Source organism: Burkholderia cenocepacia (assembly GCF_900446215.1).
Classification (GTDB): Bacteria; Pseudomonadota; Gammaproteobacteria; order Burkholderiales; family Burkholderiaceae; genus Burkholderia; species Burkholderia cenocepacia.
Map to the genome: position 1 here is coordinate 203,183 of NZ_UAQZ01000002.1, position 16,892 is coordinate 220,074.

The window sequence follows — 16,892 nt, forward strand, 5'->3', positions numbered from 1 at the left end:
ACCGTGAACTCTGGCTAACTCATTCAGACGGGCAGGCAAATTGTCATCCAGCAATCTGATCCGCATTCGCGGAGCACGTCAGCACAACCTCAAGAATCTCGATCTCGACCTGCGCACCGGTGAAATGACGGTCGTGACCGGCCCGTCGGGCTCCGGCAAGTCGAGTCTCGTGTTCGACACGCTGTACGCGGAAGGCCAGCGGCGCTACGTCGAAACCTTCAGCGCGTACGCGCGGCAGTTCCTCGACCGGATGGATCGCCCGCAGGTCGAGCGCGTCGACGGCGTGCCGCCTGCGATCGCGATCGACCAGACCAACCCGGTGCGCAGCTCGCGGTCGACCGTCGGCACGATGACCGAGCTGAACGACCACCTGAAGCTGCTGTACGCGCGCGCGGCCGAGCTGTTCGACCGCAAGACCGCGCGGCAGGTGCGGCACGACACGCCGGAGACGATTTACGCGGAGCTCGTCGCGCGCACGCAGGCGGACGATCCGCGCGTCGTCGTCACGTTCCCGGTCGAATTGCCGGAAGCGGTGTCCGACGAGGAAATCGCGCAGTGGCTGTCGGCGAGCGGCTACACGCGCGTGCAGGCGCAGCGCGAAGTCGCGTCGCCCACCGGGCCGCGCAAGATGCTCGACGTGGTGGCCGACCGCTTTCGCGTGCAGCAGGCCGACAAGGTGCGGGTGGTCGAGGCGATCGAGGCGTCGCTGAAGCGCGGCGGCGGCCGCGTGAACGTGTACGTGCTGGCGGCGGACGCGGAAAACGCAACGGCCGAGCCGTTGATCTGGCGCTTCTCCACCGGGCTCCACGATCCCGACAGCGACCTGCGCTACGCGGAGCCGCAAGCCGCGCTGTTCTCGTTCAACTCGGCGTACGGCGCGTGCGAAACCTGCCGCGGCTTCGGCCGCGTGATCGGCGTCGATCTCGGCCTCGTGATTCCCGACGCGCGCAAGACGTTGCGTGGCGGCGCGATCAAGCCGATGCAGACGCCCGCATGGAAAGAGTGCCAGGACGACCTGATGCGCTACGCGGCGAAGGCCGGCATCCGGCGCGACGTGGCGTGGTCCGAGCTGACGGACGCCGAGCGCGACTGGGTCGTCAACGGGTCGCCGGACTGGAACGGCAAGTGGCAAAGCCAGTGGTACGGCGTGAAGCGCTTCTTCGGTTATCTCGAATCGAAAGCGTACAAGATGCACATCCGCGTGCTGCTGTCGAAATACCGCAGTTATACGCCGTGCGACGTGTGCGGCGGCGCGCGCCTGAAGACGGAGTCGCTGCAATGGCGGCTCGGCTCGAAAGAGAATGCGGACGCCGTGCTCGCGCCGGCCGACCGCTTCATGCCGCGCGGCGTCGACTGGAGCCGCGCGCAGCTCGAAGCGCTGCCTGGCCTGACCGTCCACGACCTGATGCTGCTGCCGATCGAGCGCATCCGGCGCTTCTTCGACGACATCGTCCTGCCGAGCGCGCTGCTCGACGACGCATTGAAGCTGTTGCTCGCCGAGGTGCGCACGCGCCTGAAATATCTGTGCGACGTCGGGCTCGGCTACCTGACGCTCGACCGGCAAAGCCGCACGCTGTCGGGCGGCGAGGTGCAGCGGATCAACCTGACGACGGCGCTCGGCACGTCGCTCACGAAAACCCTGTTCGTGCTCGACGAACCGAGCATCGGGCTGCATCCGCGCGACCTCACGCGGATCGTCGAGGCGATGCAGCGGCTGCGCGACGCGGGCAATACGCTGGTCGTGGTCGAGCACGATCCGTCGGTGATGCTCGCGGCCGATCGCTTGATCGACATGGGCCCCGGCCCGGGCGAGCGCGGCGGCACGATCGTCTATGACGGCACGCCGGCCGACATCCGGTCCGCGCACACGCTGACGGGCGAGTATCTCGGCGGCCGCAAGCAGGTCGCGCATGCGTCGAACTGGGCGCGCCGCGTGGTCGACGCCAACACGCCGCGCATCGTGCTCGAAGGCGCGACCGAACACAACCTGCGCGACGTCAGGGTCGAGATTCCGCTGCAGCGGCTCGTGTGCGTGACGGGCGTGTCCGGCTCCGGCAAATCCACGCTGCTGCAGGACGTGCTGTATCCGGCGATGGCGCGGCACCACGGCAAGGCGACCGAGTCGCCGGGCGCGTACCGCAGCCTCACGGGCGCCGACCAGGTCGGCGACGTCGTGTTCGTCGACCAGTCGCCGATCGGCAAGACCACACGCTCGAACCCGGCTAGCTACGTCGGCGCATTCGACGAAATCCGCAAGTTGTTCGCGAAGGCGCCGCTCGCGCTGCAGCGCGGCTACGGCGCCGGCACGTTCAGCTTCAACTCGGGCGACGGTCGTTGCCCGACCTGCGGCGGCTCGGGCTTCGAACACATCGAAATGCAGTTCCTGAGCGACGTCTACCTGCGTTGCCCGGATTGCGACGGCAGCCGCTACCGCGCCGAGATTCTCGAAGTGCGCATCGAGCGCGACGGCCGCGCGCTGAACATCGCCGACGTGCTCGATCTCACCGTCAGCGAGGCAGCCGCGTTCTTCGCGACCGACGCCGAGGTGCTGCGCGTGCTGCAGCCGATCGTCGACGTCGGCCTCGAGTACGTGAAGCTCGGCCAGCCGGTGCCGACGCTGTCGGGCGGGGAAGCACAGCGCCTGAAGCTCGCCGGCTTCCTCGCCGAATCGGCGGCGGCGGCCAACGGGCGCCGGGTCGCGACGGAAGAAGCGCGCATCGCGCGCGCGAAGCTGTTCATGTTCGACGAGCCGACCACCGGGCTGCACTTCGACGACATCGCGAAGCTGATGCAGGCGTTCGGCAAGCTGCTCGCGGCCGGCCATTCGCTGATCGTGATCGAGCACAACCTCGACGTGATCCGCGCGGCCGACTGGCTGATCGACCTCGGCCCGGAAGGCGGCGACGGCGGCGGCCTCGTGCTGTGCGCGGGCACGCCCGACGACGTGAAGGCCTGCGCCGCATCGCATACCGGCGTGGCGCTGCTGCAGTACGACCGCGAGATGGATGGCGAGGCGGTGCACGCCGACGAAGGCGTGCCGCTGCAGGCCGTGCTGAACGCGGCGCGCGCGCGCCGGGCGATCGAAGGCGAGGACGTCGTGCGGATCGTCAATGCGCGCGAGCACAACCTGAAGTCGCTCGACGTCGACATCCCGCACGGCAAGTTCAACGTGATCACCGGCGTATCGGGTTCCGGCAAGTCGACGCTCGCGTTCGACATCCTGTTCCACGAAGGCCAGCGCCGCTACCTCGAATCGCTGAACGCGTATGCGCGCTCGATCGTGCAGCCGGCCGGCCGCCCCGAGGTCGACGCGGTGTACGGTATCCCGCCGACCGTCGCGATCGAGCAGCGGCTGTCGCGCGGCGGGCGCAAGAGCACGGTCGCGACCACGTCCGAGGTGTGGCATTTCCTGCGGCTGCTGTACGTGAAGCTCGGCCTGCAGCACTGCATCCACGACGGCACGCCGGTCACGTCGCAATCCGTCGAATCGATCGTCGCCCAGTTGCTGCGCGATCATCGCGGCGAGCACGTCGGGCTGCTCGCGCCGCTCGTCGTCAACCGCAAGGGCGTGTATACGGATCTCGCGAAGTGGGCGAAGGCGCGCGGCAGCACGCATCTGCGGGTGGACGGCGAGTTCGTCACGGTCGACCCGTGGCCGAAGCTCGACCGCTTCCGCGAGCACACGATCGAATTGCCCGTGGCCGATATCGTCGTGGCGCCGGACAACGAAGCCGAGTTGCGGCGCAGGCTCGACGAGACGCTCGAGCTCGGCAAGGGCGTGATGCACCTGCTCGCGCCGCTCGACGGGCTGCACGATGCGATGCGGAACGATCATTCGACCGCGCAGGTCGGCGCGGTCAAGGTGCTGTCGGTCAAGCGCGCGTGCCCGGTGTGCGGCACGAGCTATCCGGAGCTCGACCCGCGGATGTTCTCGTACAACAGCAAGCACGGCTGGTGCACGACCTGTGTCGGCACCGGCGTCACGCTCACGCGCGAACAGCGCGCCGCGTACGACGACACGGTGCTCGCCGGCGACGATCGCGGCCGCGAGCAAACCTTGCCGTCGGACGAACAGGAACCGGAAGGCGTCGGCAACGAGCCGTGCCCGGACTGCCACGGCACGCGGCTGAATCCGTCCGCACGCGCGGTCACGTTCGACGCGCATCCGATCGTCGAGGTCGCGCAATGGACGGTGTCGGATACGCGCCGCTGGATCGATGCGCTCGAACTCACCGGGCGCGACGCGCAGATCGCGCGCGACATCGTCAGCGAGATCGGCAGCCGCCTCGCGTTTCTCGAGGAGGTCGGGCTCGGCTATCTGAGCCTCGATCGTGCGGCGCCGAGCCTGTCGGGCGGCGAAGCGCAGCGCATCCGGCTCGCCGCGCAGCTCGGCAGCAACCTGCAGGGCGTGTGCTACGTGCTCGACGAGCCGACGATCGGCCTGCATCCGCGCGACAACCAGATCCTGCTCGACGCATTGCGCAAGCTCGGCGACAAGGGCAATACTCTGGTCGTCGTCGAGCATGACGAGGACACGATCCGCCGCGCGGATCACATCATCGACGTCGGCCCGGGCGCCGGCAAGCGCGGCGGCACGCTGGTCGCGCAAGGCGCGGTCGCCGACCTCGCGGCGCAGGCCGATTCGGTGACGGGGCGCCTGCTCGCGCAGCCGATGACGCATCCGTTGCAGCCGCGCCGCAGCGTGAGCCTGCCGGGCAAGAAGGGCGGTGCGGCCGTGCCGGAAGCGTGGCTGACCGTCCATGGCGCCCGGCTGCACAACCTGCGCGACGTCACGGTCGGCATTCCGCTCGCGCGGCTCGTCGCGGTGACGGGCGTCAGCGGGTCGGGCAAGTCGACGCTCGCGCGCGACGTGCTGATGACGAACCTGCTGGATGCGGTCGGCCGCTCGGTGCTGTCGTCGCCGGCCACGCGGCGTGCGCGCAAGGCCGCGCAGCAGGACGCGCCGGCCACCAATCGCCGTTCGAGCGTCCTGGCGCGCAGCGCACCGCGGCCGTCGCTGAACGTCACGCACGCATGGCAGGGTTGCGAATCGCTGAGCGGCTGGGAGCAGATCGATCGCGTGCTCGAAGTCGACCAGACGCCGATCGGCAAGACGCCGCGTTCGTGTCCGGCCACCTATATCGGCGTGTGGGACACGATCCGCAAGCTGTTCGCCGATACGCTCGAGGCGCGCGCACGCGGCTATACGGCATCGCGTTTCTCGTTCAATACCGGCGATGGGCGCTGCCCTGCCTGCGAAGGGCAAGGCGTGCGCACGATCGGCATGAGTTTCCTGCCCGACGTCAAGGTGCCGTGCGACGTGTGCCACGGGCAGCGCTTCAATCCGGAAACGCTCGCCGTCACGTGGCGCGGCCGGAACATCGGCGACGTGTTGACGATGGAGATCGACGAGGCGGTGGAGTTCTTCGCGCCGATCTCGAACATCGCGCATCCGTTGCAATTGATGAAGGACGTCGGGCTCGGCTATCTGACGCTCGGTCAGCCGTCGCCGACGCTGTCCGGCGGCGAAGCACAGCGCATCAAGCTCGTCACCGAGCTGACGAAGGTGCGCGACGACATCACGCGGCGCGGCCAGAAGGCGCCGCATACGCTGTACGTGCTCGACGAGCCGACGGTCGGCCTGCATATGGCCGACGTCGCGAAGCTGATCCGTGTGCTGCATCGGCTGGTCGATGCGGGGCATAGCGTCGTCGTGATCGAGCACGACCTCGACGTGATCGCGGAAGCCGACTGGATCATCGATCTTGGGCCGGAAGGCGGCGTGGGCGGCGGCACGATCGTCGCGGCGGCGCCGCCGGAAGCGCTCGCGAAGGTGAGCGCGAGCCATACGGGGCAGGCGTTGAAGCCGGTGCTCGCACGAACGGCCAGCGAAGACGATGAAGCGGAGCAGCAGGGCGCGGCGCGGGTCGGCTGAACGCGTCGTGTCCGGTGAGCGGCCCCGGTGCCTGGCGAGGCATCGGGGCCGCGCGTGTTTCGTCGTTCATGTCGACGCGCTCAACTCCCGTTGACGCCGATCGTCTCGATGATGGTCTCCAGTTGCGGGCTCATCGGCAGGTTCAGACTCAAGCCCGACGGAAGCGGGCGCAGGAACCAGCGCTTGTACTGACGCGCGATCTCGCCGTCGGCGGCCAATTCCTGGAACGTGGTTTTCACGACCTGCGCGAGTTGCGGATCGTCCTTGCGGAACATGATTCCGTACGGGTCGTACGAAAGAAAGTCGCCGACCACGTCGTACTGGCCGCCCTTGCCCGCATTCTCGGCAATGAGGCCGTACAGCAGCACGTCGTCCGTCGCGAACGCGTCGGCGCCGCCATTCGCGACGAGCGCGAAACCCTGCGCATGGTCCGGCACCACCTGTAGCTGGATCCCGAGCCGGAACTTGTCGTTCAGGTCGCGCAGCGTCTTCTCGTTGGTCGTACCGGCCGTCACCGCGACTTTCTTGCCCGCGAGGTCGCGGAACGAGCGGATCGGCGCGCCGCGTTTCACCATCACCTTCGTGCCGGCCACGAAGATGATCGGCGAGAACGCCACGCGTTTCTGGCGCTCGAGGTTGCTGGTCGTGGAGCCGCATTCCAGATCGACTTTCCCGCTGACCACCGCGTCGATGCGGGTGTCGGACGTGACCGGCACCCAGCGGATCGTCAGGCTCCGGTTGATCGCATCCTCGATCGACGACACGAGCGCCTTGCATAGCTCGATCGAATAGCCGATCGGCTGGTTGCGCGCGTTCAGGTACGAAAACGGTATCGACGCGTCGCGATAGCCGAGCGCGATCGTCCCGCTGCCGCGCACTTTCGCGAGCGTGCCGGTCAGTTGGGCCGGCGCGAACGGCTCGACGCGCGGCAGCGTCGAAGGCGCATCTTCCGCGCGCGCGGTCGTGCCCGTCGCAAGCAGGCCCGCGAGCGCGAGCGCACGCCAGAATCGCTGCATCTTCATCGCCGGGCCTCCGTCAGACTTCCGTCGGATGTGCGATCGTCGCTTCCTGTTCCGCTTCGATGCGCGCCGCGTTGGCTTCGGCTTCCGCTTCCGACAGGAGTTGGCCTTCCCATTTCGCGACCACCGCGCTCGCGATCGAGTTGCCCACCGCATTGGTGGCCGAGCGGCCCATGTCGAGGAACGTGTCGACACCGAGAATCAGCAGCAGCCCGGCCTCCGGAAGCCCGAACTGGTGCAGCGTGGCCGCGATCACGACGAGCGATGCGCGCGGCACGCCGGCCATCCCCTTCGACGTGAGCATCAGGACAAGCAGCATCGTGATCTGCGTGCCGAGCGACAGGTGCATGTTGTACGCCTGCGCGATGAACAGCGACGCGAACGTGCAGTACATCATCGAGCCGTCGAGGTTGAACGAATAGCCCATCGGCATCACGAAGCTCGAGATCTTGCGCTTCACGCCGAAGCGGTCGAGCGCGTCGAGGATCTTCGGGTACGCGGCTTCGGAGCTGGCCGTCGCGAACGACAGCATGAACGCTTCCTTGATCAGCACCAGCAGCTTGAACACGCGCGGCCCGAGGAACACGAGCCCCGCACAGACGAGCAGTGCCCAGAGCAGGAACAGGCTCACGTAGAAGTCGCCCATGAACACCGCGAACTTCAGCAGTACCGACAGCCCGTTGACCGCGACGGTCGCGGCCATCGCGGCCATCACCGCGAGCGGCGCGAGCTTCATCACGTAGCCGGTGATCTTGAGCATCACGTGCGACAGCTGGTCGATCGCGGCGATGAGGACCTTGCCGCGGTCGCCGAGTGCGGCGAGCGCGACGCCGAAGAACATCGAGAACACGACGATCTGCAGGATCTCGTTGTTCGCCATCGCCTCGGCGAACGATTTCGGCACCATGTGGCCGACGAAATCCTTCAGCGTGAACTTGGACGTCGCGAGGTTCGCGGAGGCGCCGATGTCCGGCAGCGGCAAGCCGAGATTGTCGCCGGGCCGCAGCAGGTTCGCCATCAGCAGCCCGAGCAGCAGCGAAACCAGCGACGCGGTGATGAACCAGGCGATCGATTTCGCGAACACGCGTCCGACCGACGCCGCGTCGCCCATGTGCGCGATGCCGACGACCAGCGTGGAGAAGACGAGCGGCCCGATCACCATCTTGATCAGGCGCAGGAACACGTCGGAGACGAGCGAGATGTACCCGGCGACTTCGGCGGCGGCCTTCTTGTCCGGAAAGCTCGTGAAGACCATGTAGCCGATCGCGATGCCTGCCACCATCGCGATCAGGATCCAGACGGCTGCAGCATTCTTTTTGCGCATCGTGAGCCTCCCATGCAGCGGTTTCGCAATCGGGGGATGGAAGGACGATACAGGACCAGAATGGCGATGAACAGTGCAACCGGGTTCGGGTTTGCGCTAGCGCCGGGTGATGGCCGGTCCGGGCGACGGCGATTGCACCGGTGGCGCTTCGTGCCCGACGCCGGTGCAACCCGATGCCGGTTTGTGCGGAGCAGCACGTCGCCGGTATGAAGGCCGCCGCATTGCGACGACCGGCGCCGCGCGTTTCGCCCCGGTCATGCGCACGGAGATCCCGCTGCCTCGTGCTGAAATCGCGGGCCTGCGCCACGCACCGGACGATCCCGGCGGTCGGCGAATGCGCGCGTTGCGCGCGGCGGCCCACGGTTTTCGATCAGCCGGCCGGCGCGACCGATGCACCCGTGATGCCGTGCCGGCGCAGCGAATCGGCGACGAAGCCGGACGCCTTCATGTCTTCCACGAATGCGTTCAGGGCCGCCGCGGCCGCGTCGCCGCGGCTCTTCGGCACGCCCATCGCCTGCCGGATCACCATGAAGCGCTCGTCGAGCAGGCGCAGGCCGGGTGTTTTCGCGGCGTCGGCTTCGAGCTGCTGCTTCACGCCGGCCGCCACCTCCAGTTGCTGCTCGACGAACGTCGACACGACGGCTTGCGACGTCGGCGCGCGCACGATCCGCGCGGCTTTCAGTTCGCGGGTGAGGAACAGGTCGTACGCGCTGCCGTTGCCGACGGCCACGCGGTTGTGCGGCTGGTCGACGTCCGCGTTGGTGCGGATCGGCGAGGCGTCGGGAACGAGATAGAAGCCTTCGATCAGCACGTACGGCGCGGTGAACGCGACCGTTTCGCCGCGCAGCGGATCGACCGCGAAGAAGCCGAAATCGGCGCGCTCGTCGGTCAGCGCCTGCACCGATTTGCCGGCGGCGTCGAACACCACGAGTTCCAGGTCGGCCGACAGGCGCTCGGCGAAGGCGCGGGCGAGGTCGATCGAGACGCCGAACGGTTCGCCCGTCGCCGGGTCGCGGTTCGCGAGGATCGGATTGCCGAGGTTGATCGAGGCGCGGAGCTTGCCGGTGGGCGTGAAGGCGGAGACGACAGCGGGAGCGATGGGCATGAGCGGACTCGCGGGAGGCATAGGGTCGGTCGGGTGACGGACGCGCGACGGTGCGTCGATGCCGAGCTTATCACCGGACGTCGTGGATCGCATGTGCGGGCGTGCCTGCGCGGAGACGACGAGACGTCGAGTTGGCCCGCGGCCTTCATGGGCGGTCGCTGCATCCTGTCACCGGGCTGCACACGTATCCGCAGGGGAAGCGGACGCCGGACGGCGAGCAACATGCGATCAACGCAGGCTGCAGCATGATCGGCAACGACAACGAGGCGCTTCTGTCGGCGGCGCGTGTCGGGCTGGGGATTCTCGCGCGCGGCGACTGCCTGATGATGCAGGACATCGACACCGGCAATCCGACGAGCGGGCTGCCGTGCCGGTGCCGGCTCACTCCTGCACGCTGAGCGCCTTCTCGAGCGCGGCAATCAGCTTGAATGCATCGCCGCGCGCGATCAGAAACCCGCGGCTGGTGTACTCGCACCCGAAGGCATAGAAGCTCGGCAGCAGTGTCACCATGTCGTTCTGCCGATCGAAATCGACTTCGCATTTCGTCAACGGGAAGAACGGAAGCGCGTCGGCCGGCATGTCGTACACGATGGGCTCCTAGTACATTTTTCGGGGCGGAAGCAGGCGCTTCGTCTGCAAGCGCTGTCGGGCAACGGCGCTGGCCTTTTTTCGCTTGCGCTCCGTCGTGGGCTTCTCATAGCTCGTGCGACTGCGCAGCTCGCGAATCAGCCCGGTTTTCTCGATGTCGCGCCGGAATCGCCGCAGTGCGACATCGATCGGTTCGTTGAGCTTCGGCGTAATTGTCGTCATGTAGATCCTGTCTGGAAAGCGGTTGGAACGGAAGGCTAGCCGAGCCGTGTCATGACGGCGCTGGCTATCTCGTCGGATTCGAATTCCGAATAGCCTGCTCCGATCGATAGCGCACGTACCGCCATGAACATGTGCAGCTCCGGTTGATGGCACATCGCTGAATCGGCGATTCCGGCGGGCACGGCGGTGTCGAGCCGGGTGACTTCACGCCGTCTGATCAAGCCGAGCAGTTCGTCGATGATCATTTCGACCTCCAAAATACCGAAAAAGTGTTTGGCATTGACGAGCCGCGTCAGCTCGCGTTGGCGAAGAATCCCTGTTTGCCGCGATTGTCGTCGATGATGTTCTCGGCATAGCGGACCGACGCACGACGCGCGTCACCGGCGTTGTCGAAGGGGGACGTGTCGCGCAATCTGAAGGTCTGGCTCTGCGTCAGCGTATCGGTGGTGCCGCGCAGGCAAATCTTGACTGCCGCGTCGAACCCGGCGTCGTAGTTGTGCGGGCAGCCATGCGGCGCGGCCACGTGAGAGTAAATCAGTGGATAAATCTCGAATCCACGATAGACGTGCATGCTCATGACGAACTCCTGGCGTTCGGCCACGACGAGTCGCATGGGCGAACACATCCGGCCTGTATTTCCGTTGTGGGACGGGCCAGTGGGTGAAGGGGACAACGTTGCAGCGCGAAGGCGGGGCGATGCAGCAAGCGGGCGGGTGGAGGGGCGAACGGCCAAAGGACGGCTGATCGCGCGGATGGACCCATCATACGCGCATCGTTTGCCGAGCGGTCGATTTATTCGGTGGCCGCAAGTACGCAGCGGCACGCCCGGCGACGACGTCAGAGCGTCGTCAGCAAATGCAACTGACGTTCGGTCTCGTCGCCCGCGACCAGCGAAAAGAACCCGGTCTCGCGACGTTCGACTACCGTGAGCCCCTCGCTGTCGGAGAAGACGTTCCACGCGCTGTCGTCGACATGCGCGATCGCGCCGCGCGTGCGCGCGAATGCCAGCAATAGCGGACTCGCCTGGCGGCGCAGCACTTGACGATCCGAATTCAGCACATACGGTGGCCAGCCGGCCCGAAGGACGAGATAGTAAGGAATGGAGCCGGGATCGATTGTCATTGGAGCGGTTTCGTAGATGGGCCTGCGTTTGCCGCCCGGCTGCATTCGGAACGGCGGCGGGGAAAGCGTGCGATGGAGTGACGGGCGTTCGCCGTGATGTGTGTTCAGTCTATGCGTTGAACCGCTCGATTCGCAGGATATCGTAACGATCCCGTGCGGGGGCGATTGCGTATCCGGGTTCGGTCGGCGTGCGCGTTGCGGTCCGGCGACGAGAGCGATCCGGTCGTCAGGTGCGGCGCGCGCGCCACGCGTCGAGTGGGGCTTCCGGCTGACGAAACGTTGTAGCGATCTCTACTGAATTGCAGTGTTCGTGACGGCCCATTATGCTGCCTTCATGAATCCGGTCCCGACTTCCTGGCTCCTGTTGATCGTCAGTCTGCCGACTGCCGGCGCGACCGCGCGCATGCGCATCTGGCGTACCGTCAAGGCGCTCGGCTGCGGCGCACTGCGGGACGGCGCTTACCTGTTGCCCGCGCATGCCGAGCAGGCGGCGCAGTTGCGTAACCTCGCCGACGAGGCCCGTAACGGCGAAGGGCAGGCGTGGTTGCTGGATGTCCGTGCGGACGACCCCGCGGACGAAGACGCGTACAAGGCGCTGTTCGATCGCGCGGCCGATTACACGGGCTGGCTCGCCGAGCTTTCGGAGGCTCGCAAGACGCTGCCCGAACTGGCGGCAGCCGATCTCAATCGCATGCAACGCCGCCACGCTCGCACGTACGAGGCCATTCGACGCATCGATTTCTTTCCTGGTGAAACCTCGCTGCGCGCGGATGCGCAATGGCGGGACTTCACCGCCGCGATCGAAGCGTTGCGCTCGCCCGGCGAGCCGCATGCCGCCCAGCGCGGCATTCCACGCCGCGACCCTGCGCAGTATCAGGGCAGGCTGTGGGCGACGCGCCGTCACCTGTGGGTGGATCGCGTCGCCAGCGCGTGGCTGATTCAGCGTTTCATCGATCCGCATGCACGCTTCGTGTGGCTGGACAACCTCGCCGATTGCCCGCCCGACGCGCTCGGTTTCGATTTCGACGGCGCGCCGTTCACGCACGTGGGCGACCGCGTGTCGTTCGAGGTACTGGTCGCCAGCTTCGGGCTCGGCGACAACGACGGACTCGTCCGGCTGGGCGCCATGGTGCATGCGCTGGATGTGGGCGGCGCGACCGTGCCGGAAGCCGGCGGATTCGAGGCCATTCTCGCCGGTGCCCGAAAGCGTCTCGCCGACGACGATGCGCTGTTGACGGAGATCGGCGCCGTACTCGATTCGTTGTACGTGCATTTCCGCGGCAACCGCCAACCCTGACCTTGTTGCTCGCCCGAACATGAACACACATCGCGACCGCCCGGCTTATACGTTGTGGCAACTGATCAGGTACTTCGCGTGGCTCGGCGCGACGGGTTTCGGCGGACCGGTCGCGCTCGCCGGCTACATGCATCGCGATCTCGTGGACACGCGTCGATGGATCGCCGACGCGGACTACAAGGAAGGCCTGGCGCTCGCGCAACTCGCGCCGGGCCCGCTTGCCGCGCAACTGGCGATCTATCTCGGCTACGTGCACTACCGCATCGTCGGCGCGACGCTGGTCGGGATCGCGTTCGTGCTGCCGTCGTTCCTGATGGTGGTGGGGCTCGGCTACGCGTACACGCGATTCGGCGGCCTGACGTGGATGCAGTCGGTGTTCTACGGTGTCGGCGCGGCGGTGATCGGCATCATCGCGATCAGCGCGCGCAAGCTGACCGCGAAAAGCATCGGCCACGACAAGCTGCTGTGGGCGATCTATCTCGCGCTGGTCGCCGTGACGGTGATCACCGAATCGGAAGTGGCGTGGCTGTTTCTCGCGGCGGGCCTGCTCGTCTGGTTCACGCGCGCGCCGCCCAGGTGGCTACGCCAACGGCGCGTCAATGCGGCGATGGCGTTGCCCGTCTCCGCCACCGGCGCGTGGCTCGGTATCGTCGACTGGCCGCAGCTCGCGCAACTTGCCGCGTTCTTTGCGAAGGCCGGCGCGTTCGTGTTCGGCTCGGGGCTCGCCATCGTGCCGTTCCTCTATGGCGGCGTCGTCACCGAGCACCATTGGCTCGACGAGAAGCAGTTCGTCGACGCCGTGGCGGTCGCGATGATCACGCCGGGCCCGGTCGTGATCACGGTGGGCTTCATCGGCTATCTGGTGGCCGGGCTGCCCGGTGCGTGCGTGGCGGCTGCCGGCACGTTCCTGCCGTGCTATCTGTTCACGGTGCTGCCGGCCCCGTACTTCAAGAAGTACGGCAGGCTGCCGGCGATTCTGGCGTTCGTCGACGGCGTGACGGCCGCGGCCGTCGGCGCGATCACGGGGTCGGTGATCGTGCTGGCCCGACGTTCGATCGTCGATGTGCCGACCGCGTTGGTGGCGCTCGCGACGATCGTGTTGCTGGTCAGGTTCAAGAAGCTGTCGGAGCCGGTGGTCGTGGGCGGAGCCGCCGTGCTGGGCCTGATCGTGTATCCGCTGTTGCATCATTGACCGTGGAGGCCACCATGCAATGGATTACGCGACAACGTCCGAAAATCGACCGGGTGGCGTGTCCCTGGCTCATTGCCCGGTTCATCGACGAGACACCCGAATTTCTGTACGTTGCGCCGGCCGACGTGCTGCGGATCGCCGACGAGACCGGTGCGATTCCGTACGACATTCCGGGGGTGGAGCTGACGCACGTCGGCGAGCAATGCAGCTTCGATGCGTTTCTCGACAAATATGGTCTGGCCGACGATCGCGCGTTGCAGCACATGGCCCGCATCATTCGCGGCGCGGATACGTCGCGACTCGATCTGACGCCGCAGTCCAGCGGGCTTTATGCCATCTCGCTCGGGCTGTCGGACATGTTTTCCGACGATCACGACATGCTCGAACATGGTCTCGTCATGTACGACGCGCTGTATGCGTGGTGCCGGCATTGCCAGGCCGAAGGCCATGCGTGGCCACCGAAGATGGCGGAGTGACGAGCGGGAAAGCGGGGATGCGTGCAGACGACCGGCGTGGCCGCCGGTCGGCGCGCTAGACGGACGAAACAAAGCCCGCGAGGCGCGGGCTTTTCGTCAACAGTTGCCTTTCTTGGCCTGTCCCGGCGGACAGAATCCATTTCCCGGCCCGCCTTGCGGCGCGACCACGACCGGCGCGCCAGGAACATAGGCGACGCACCCGCCGAGCGCGCCCACCATGCTCGCCGCTGCGAGCAATGCGATCACCCCTTTTTTCACTTCGTTCTCCCGTTATTGATGAAAGGGCCCTTCGGCCCTTTCGATGATGCCGTCAGCGCGTCAGAAACTGAAGTTGACGTTGGACTGACTGGTCGTTGCGTTGACGTTTGCCGATTGGGTCGCCCCCGATGCCGCGTCGGCCTCGATCGTATATTGACCCGCGGCGGCCGGCGCCGCGGCCAGCGCGACCGGCAGCGAACCCGAGTAGGTGCCGACGATGGGCGCCGCGGCGGGCACGGACAGCGAATAGGCGCCGGTGTCCATGTTCGCGTTGATCGACGTGATCTCGTAGGCGTTCGCATCGATCGTCTGCAGCGCACGCACGAAGGCGTTCGCGCTCGCCGTCACCGTACCGCCGACGGTGCTCATCGTCGAGGCCGGCAGCGTGATCGGCGCGTTCGACGCCGACACCGCCGTGGTCGTGTTCACGACGACCGGAACCGAGCGGACGATGCCCGATGCGAAGTTGTTCTGCACGATCACGACATCGTAGTTGCCCTGCGTCGAGCTCTGGATCAGCGGCGACAGCACGAACTTGCCGGAACTGTCGGCCACCGTGCCGCGGACGACCTTGCCGCCTTGCTCGGCATAGACGGTCGCGCCGGCTTCGGCCGCTGCGACGTAGCCGGAAATCGCACCGCTCACGACGGTCGGAATCGCGGTGACGACGGGTTTCAGCGCATACGAGCCGTTGCCGCGCTGGACGATCGACTTGCAGGCGTTGAAGTCGAGCACGAGATCGACGAGCGTATTGGGCTGAACCGTGAACGGCTGGATGATCTTGTAGCCGCTTTGCGTCGCGCTCGGCGTCGCGAGCGCCTGTTCGGTGCCGCCGCTCGGGACGACCGAGTTCGCGAGCGTGTTGCCCTGGTTCTGCGCGAGCACCAACCGAACTTGCTGATACTGGCCGGCGGGCAGCGCGGTCTGGCCGAGATCGGCGAGCACGCCGTTGGTCAGCGACAGCAGGTCGATCTTCTGCGGCGTCGCGAGGGAAACGGTCGACCAGCCACCGTCGTTGTCGGCGGCGTTCGCGTTGGCGTTGACGCGGACTTGCGAAACGGTGACGTACACATGGTCGAAGCCGCACGATGGCGCATCCGTCATCGCGACGTGCAGCGTACCGGTTTGCGTGCCGCCACCGTCGTCGCCGCCGCCGCAACCTGCAAGGACGAATGGTACGAAGGCGGCGCACAGGGCGCTTTTGATGATGTTGTTCATATGTCACCCCCCAAGTGGGATCGTTATTGTGGGTGACGGAAGAATAGCGAGGCGGCAGCCTACTATTTGGGAATCTTTGAAACCGACGGTAACAATTTGTTCGATCCGTCAATTTTTACCGGGATTGATGTCGCTTCGGATGGCCCGGGCCGGGTGGCGGCGGGCAATTACGTCGTACGGCATGGCCGCACGTTCTTTCGTCGTATGTTTGTATCGCCTGGGGCACGGGGCACGGGGCACGGGGCACGGGGGACTCATGGAGCGGCGAGAAATTGCCTGGGCGGCGCGAGTGTGCCCGCCCGGGATGTATCGGGATGAAGTCGACCATCAGGGCAAGCCGGCCGGCTGTAACACTGAGTTGTCAGCAAAGCACGGCCGTTCGCGGCGGCAATCTGGCAAGATGCGTCGACTGACTGGATACAGGGTGTCCCATGCATATCGCGATCGTGACCTTCCAGGGCTTCAACGAGCTCGACTCCCTCATTGCGCTCGGCGTGCTCAATCGAATCAGGAAGCCGGGCTGGCGGGTAACCCTTTCTTGTCCGGAGCCTGCCGTCACCTCGATGAACGGGGTGACCGTGCAGGCGCAGTCAACGTTGGCGGACGCTTGCACGGCCGATGCCGTCCTCATCGGCAGCGGTATGCAAACCCGCCAGGTCGTCAATGACGCGGCACTGATGGCGCAGCTCGAGTTCGACCCTGCCCGGCAGCTCATCGGCGCGCAATGTTCGGGCACGTTGGTTCTGGCGAAGCTCGGCTTGCTCGGCAACATCCCGGCCTGCACCGATCTCACGACCAAACCGTGGGTGCTCGAGGCGGGCGTCGACGTCCTGGATCAGCCATTCTTCGCTCGAGGCAACGTCGCCACGGCGGGTGGCTGCTTTGCTTCGCAGTATCTGGCCGCGTGGCTCATCGCGCGCCTGGAAGGCGAGGACGCCGCGCGCAGCGCGCTGCACTACGTCGCGCCGGTCGGGGAGAAGGACGAGTACGTTTCACGCGCGCTGACGAACATCAAGCCCTACTTGGGGTAGCTCGACGAGCAATGACGCCGCCTCCATCGCAGCAAGCCGGGCGCGGCGGGTTGACGGGCCGCTGTGGTGTTCCTCACGGGAGGCGTCGGCGACGACGATTCGCGC

16 protein-coding genes are annotated in these 16,892 nt (G+C 66.5%); 6 read left to right on the forward strand and 10 right to left on the reverse strand.

All coding sequences use genetic code 11. The features are described 5' to 3' along the window. Positions 1–40 precede the first annotated feature (40 nt). Positions 41–5,935 carry an excinuclease ABC subunit UvrA gene (gene uvrA, locus DTA15_RS10110; RefSeq protein ID WP_006485580.1) on the forward strand — a complete coding sequence of 1,965 codons (5,895 nt, stop codon included), beginning with the start codon at positions 41–43 and terminating at the stop codon, positions 5,933–5,935. A gap of 80 nt (positions 5,936–6,015) precedes the next feature. Here uvrA and DTA15_RS10115 read toward each other — a convergent pair whose 3' ends face one another. The 3 genes from DTA15_RS10115 to DTA15_RS10130 all read right to left on the reverse strand — a co-directional run bounded on the left by DTA15_RS10115 (position 6,016) and on the right by DTA15_RS10130 (position 9,383). Continuing rightward, positions 6,016–6,957: an amino acid ABC transporter substrate-binding protein gene (locus DTA15_RS10115; RefSeq protein ID WP_006485578.1), complete on the reverse strand. Its 942-nt coding sequence runs from the start codon at positions 6,955–6,957 to the stop codon at positions 6,016–6,018. Positions 6,958–6,970: 13 nt separating this feature from the next. Further along, on the reverse strand, positions 6,971–8,278 hold the full coding sequence (locus DTA15_RS10120; protein WP_006485551.1) for a dicarboxylate/amino acid:cation symporter: 1,308 nt from the start codon (positions 8,276–8,278) through the stop codon (positions 6,971–6,973). A 370-nt stretch (positions 8,279–8,648) separates the two neighbouring features. Further along, on the reverse strand, positions 8,649–9,383 hold the full coding sequence (locus DTA15_RS10130) for an ABC transporter substrate-binding protein (protein WP_006498040.1): 735 nt from the start codon (positions 9,381–9,383) through the stop codon (positions 8,649–8,651). A gap of 131 nt (positions 9,384–9,514) precedes the next feature. On the opposite strand from DTA15_RS10130, the gene DTA15_RS10135 reads away from it, so the two are divergent. Continuing rightward, a complete protein-coding gene (locus DTA15_RS10135; RefSeq protein ID WP_034178504.1) occupies positions 9,515–9,781 on the forward strand; it encodes a hypothetical protein in 267 nt (88 codons plus the stop codon). On the opposite strand, the gene DTA15_RS10140 is transcribed toward DTA15_RS10135, so the two are convergent. From DTA15_RS10140 to DTA15_RS10160, 5 genes are all read right to left on the reverse strand, one after another. Further along, complete coding sequence (locus DTA15_RS10140; protein WP_006485583.1) at positions 9,765–9,971, reverse strand: hypothetical protein; 207 nt, start codon at positions 9,969–9,971, stop codon at positions 9,765–9,767. The two genes, DTA15_RS10135 and DTA15_RS10140, sit on opposite strands and share 17 nt — an antisense overlap. A 9-nt stretch (positions 9,972–9,980) precedes the next feature. Then, positions 9,981–10,193: a 30S ribosomal protein S21 gene (gene rpsU, locus DTA15_RS10145; RefSeq protein ID WP_006485562.1), complete on the reverse strand. Its 213-nt coding sequence runs from the start codon at positions 10,191–10,193 to the stop codon at positions 9,981–9,983. 35 nt (positions 10,194–10,228) lie between these two features. Then, positions 10,229–10,438: a hypothetical protein gene (locus DTA15_RS10150; protein WP_006485579.1), complete on the reverse strand. Its 210-nt coding sequence runs from the start codon at positions 10,436–10,438 to the stop codon at positions 10,229–10,231. Positions 10,439–10,485: 47 nt separating this feature from the next. Continuing rightward, entirely contained in the window at positions 10,486–10,770 is a 285-nt protein-coding gene (locus DTA15_RS10155; protein ID WP_034178507.1) for a hypothetical protein, read from the reverse strand. Between the two features lie 260 nt (positions 10,771–11,030). Next, the gene (locus tag DTA15_RS10160) at positions 11,031–11,315 is read right to left on the reverse strand and encodes a hypothetical protein (protein WP_006485538.1); all 285 of its coding nucleotides are present in this window, start codon (positions 11,313–11,315) and stop codon (positions 11,031–11,033) included. 334 nt (positions 11,316–11,649) lie between these two features. Between DTA15_RS10160 and DTA15_RS10165 the strand changes: the two genes are divergently transcribed. From DTA15_RS10165 to DTA15_RS10175, 3 genes are read left to right on the forward strand one after another with little or no spacing between them, the layout of a single operon-like run. Further along, positions 11,650–12,612 (forward strand): chromate resistance protein ChrB domain-containing protein, encoded by a 963-nt coding sequence (locus tag DTA15_RS10165; RefSeq protein ID WP_012493704.1) that lies wholly within the window; start codon positions 11,650–11,652, stop codon positions 12,610–12,612. A 19-nt stretch (positions 12,613–12,631) separates the two neighbouring features. Continuing rightward, a complete protein-coding gene (locus DTA15_RS10170) occupies positions 12,632–13,804 on the forward strand; it encodes a chromate transporter (RefSeq protein WP_006485582.1) in 1,173 nt (390 codons plus the stop codon). Positions 13,805–13,818: 14 nt separating this feature from the next. Further along, the gene (locus DTA15_RS10175) at positions 13,819–14,280 is read left to right on the forward strand and encodes a chromate resistance protein ChrB domain-containing protein (RefSeq protein ID WP_006485541.1); all 462 of its coding nucleotides are present in this window, start codon (positions 13,819–13,821) and stop codon (positions 14,278–14,280) included. Between the two features lie 96 nt (positions 14,281–14,376). Here DTA15_RS10175 and DTA15_RS10180 read toward each other — a convergent pair whose 3' ends face one another. Together DTA15_RS10180 and DTA15_RS10185 are read right to left on the reverse strand one after the other, a co-directional pair. After that, the gene (locus DTA15_RS10180) at positions 14,377–14,538 is read right to left on the reverse strand and encodes a hypothetical protein (RefSeq protein WP_085964409.1); all 162 of its coding nucleotides are present in this window, start codon (positions 14,536–14,538) and stop codon (positions 14,377–14,379) included. A 60-nt stretch (positions 14,539–14,598) separates the two neighbouring features. Further along, on the reverse strand, positions 14,599–15,756 hold the full coding sequence (locus DTA15_RS10185; RefSeq protein WP_006485553.1) for a DUF4382 domain-containing protein: 1,158 nt from the start codon (positions 15,754–15,756) through the stop codon (positions 14,599–14,601). Between the two features lie 431 nt (positions 15,757–16,187). Here DTA15_RS10185 and DTA15_RS10190 point away from each other — a divergent pair, with 431 nt between their 5' ends. Next, positions 16,188–16,787, forward strand: a complete 600-nt coding sequence (locus DTA15_RS10190) for a DJ-1/PfpI family protein (protein ID WP_006485564.1) — start codon at positions 16,188–16,190, stop codon at positions 16,785–16,787. Positions 16,788–16,892 lie beyond the last annotated feature (105 nt).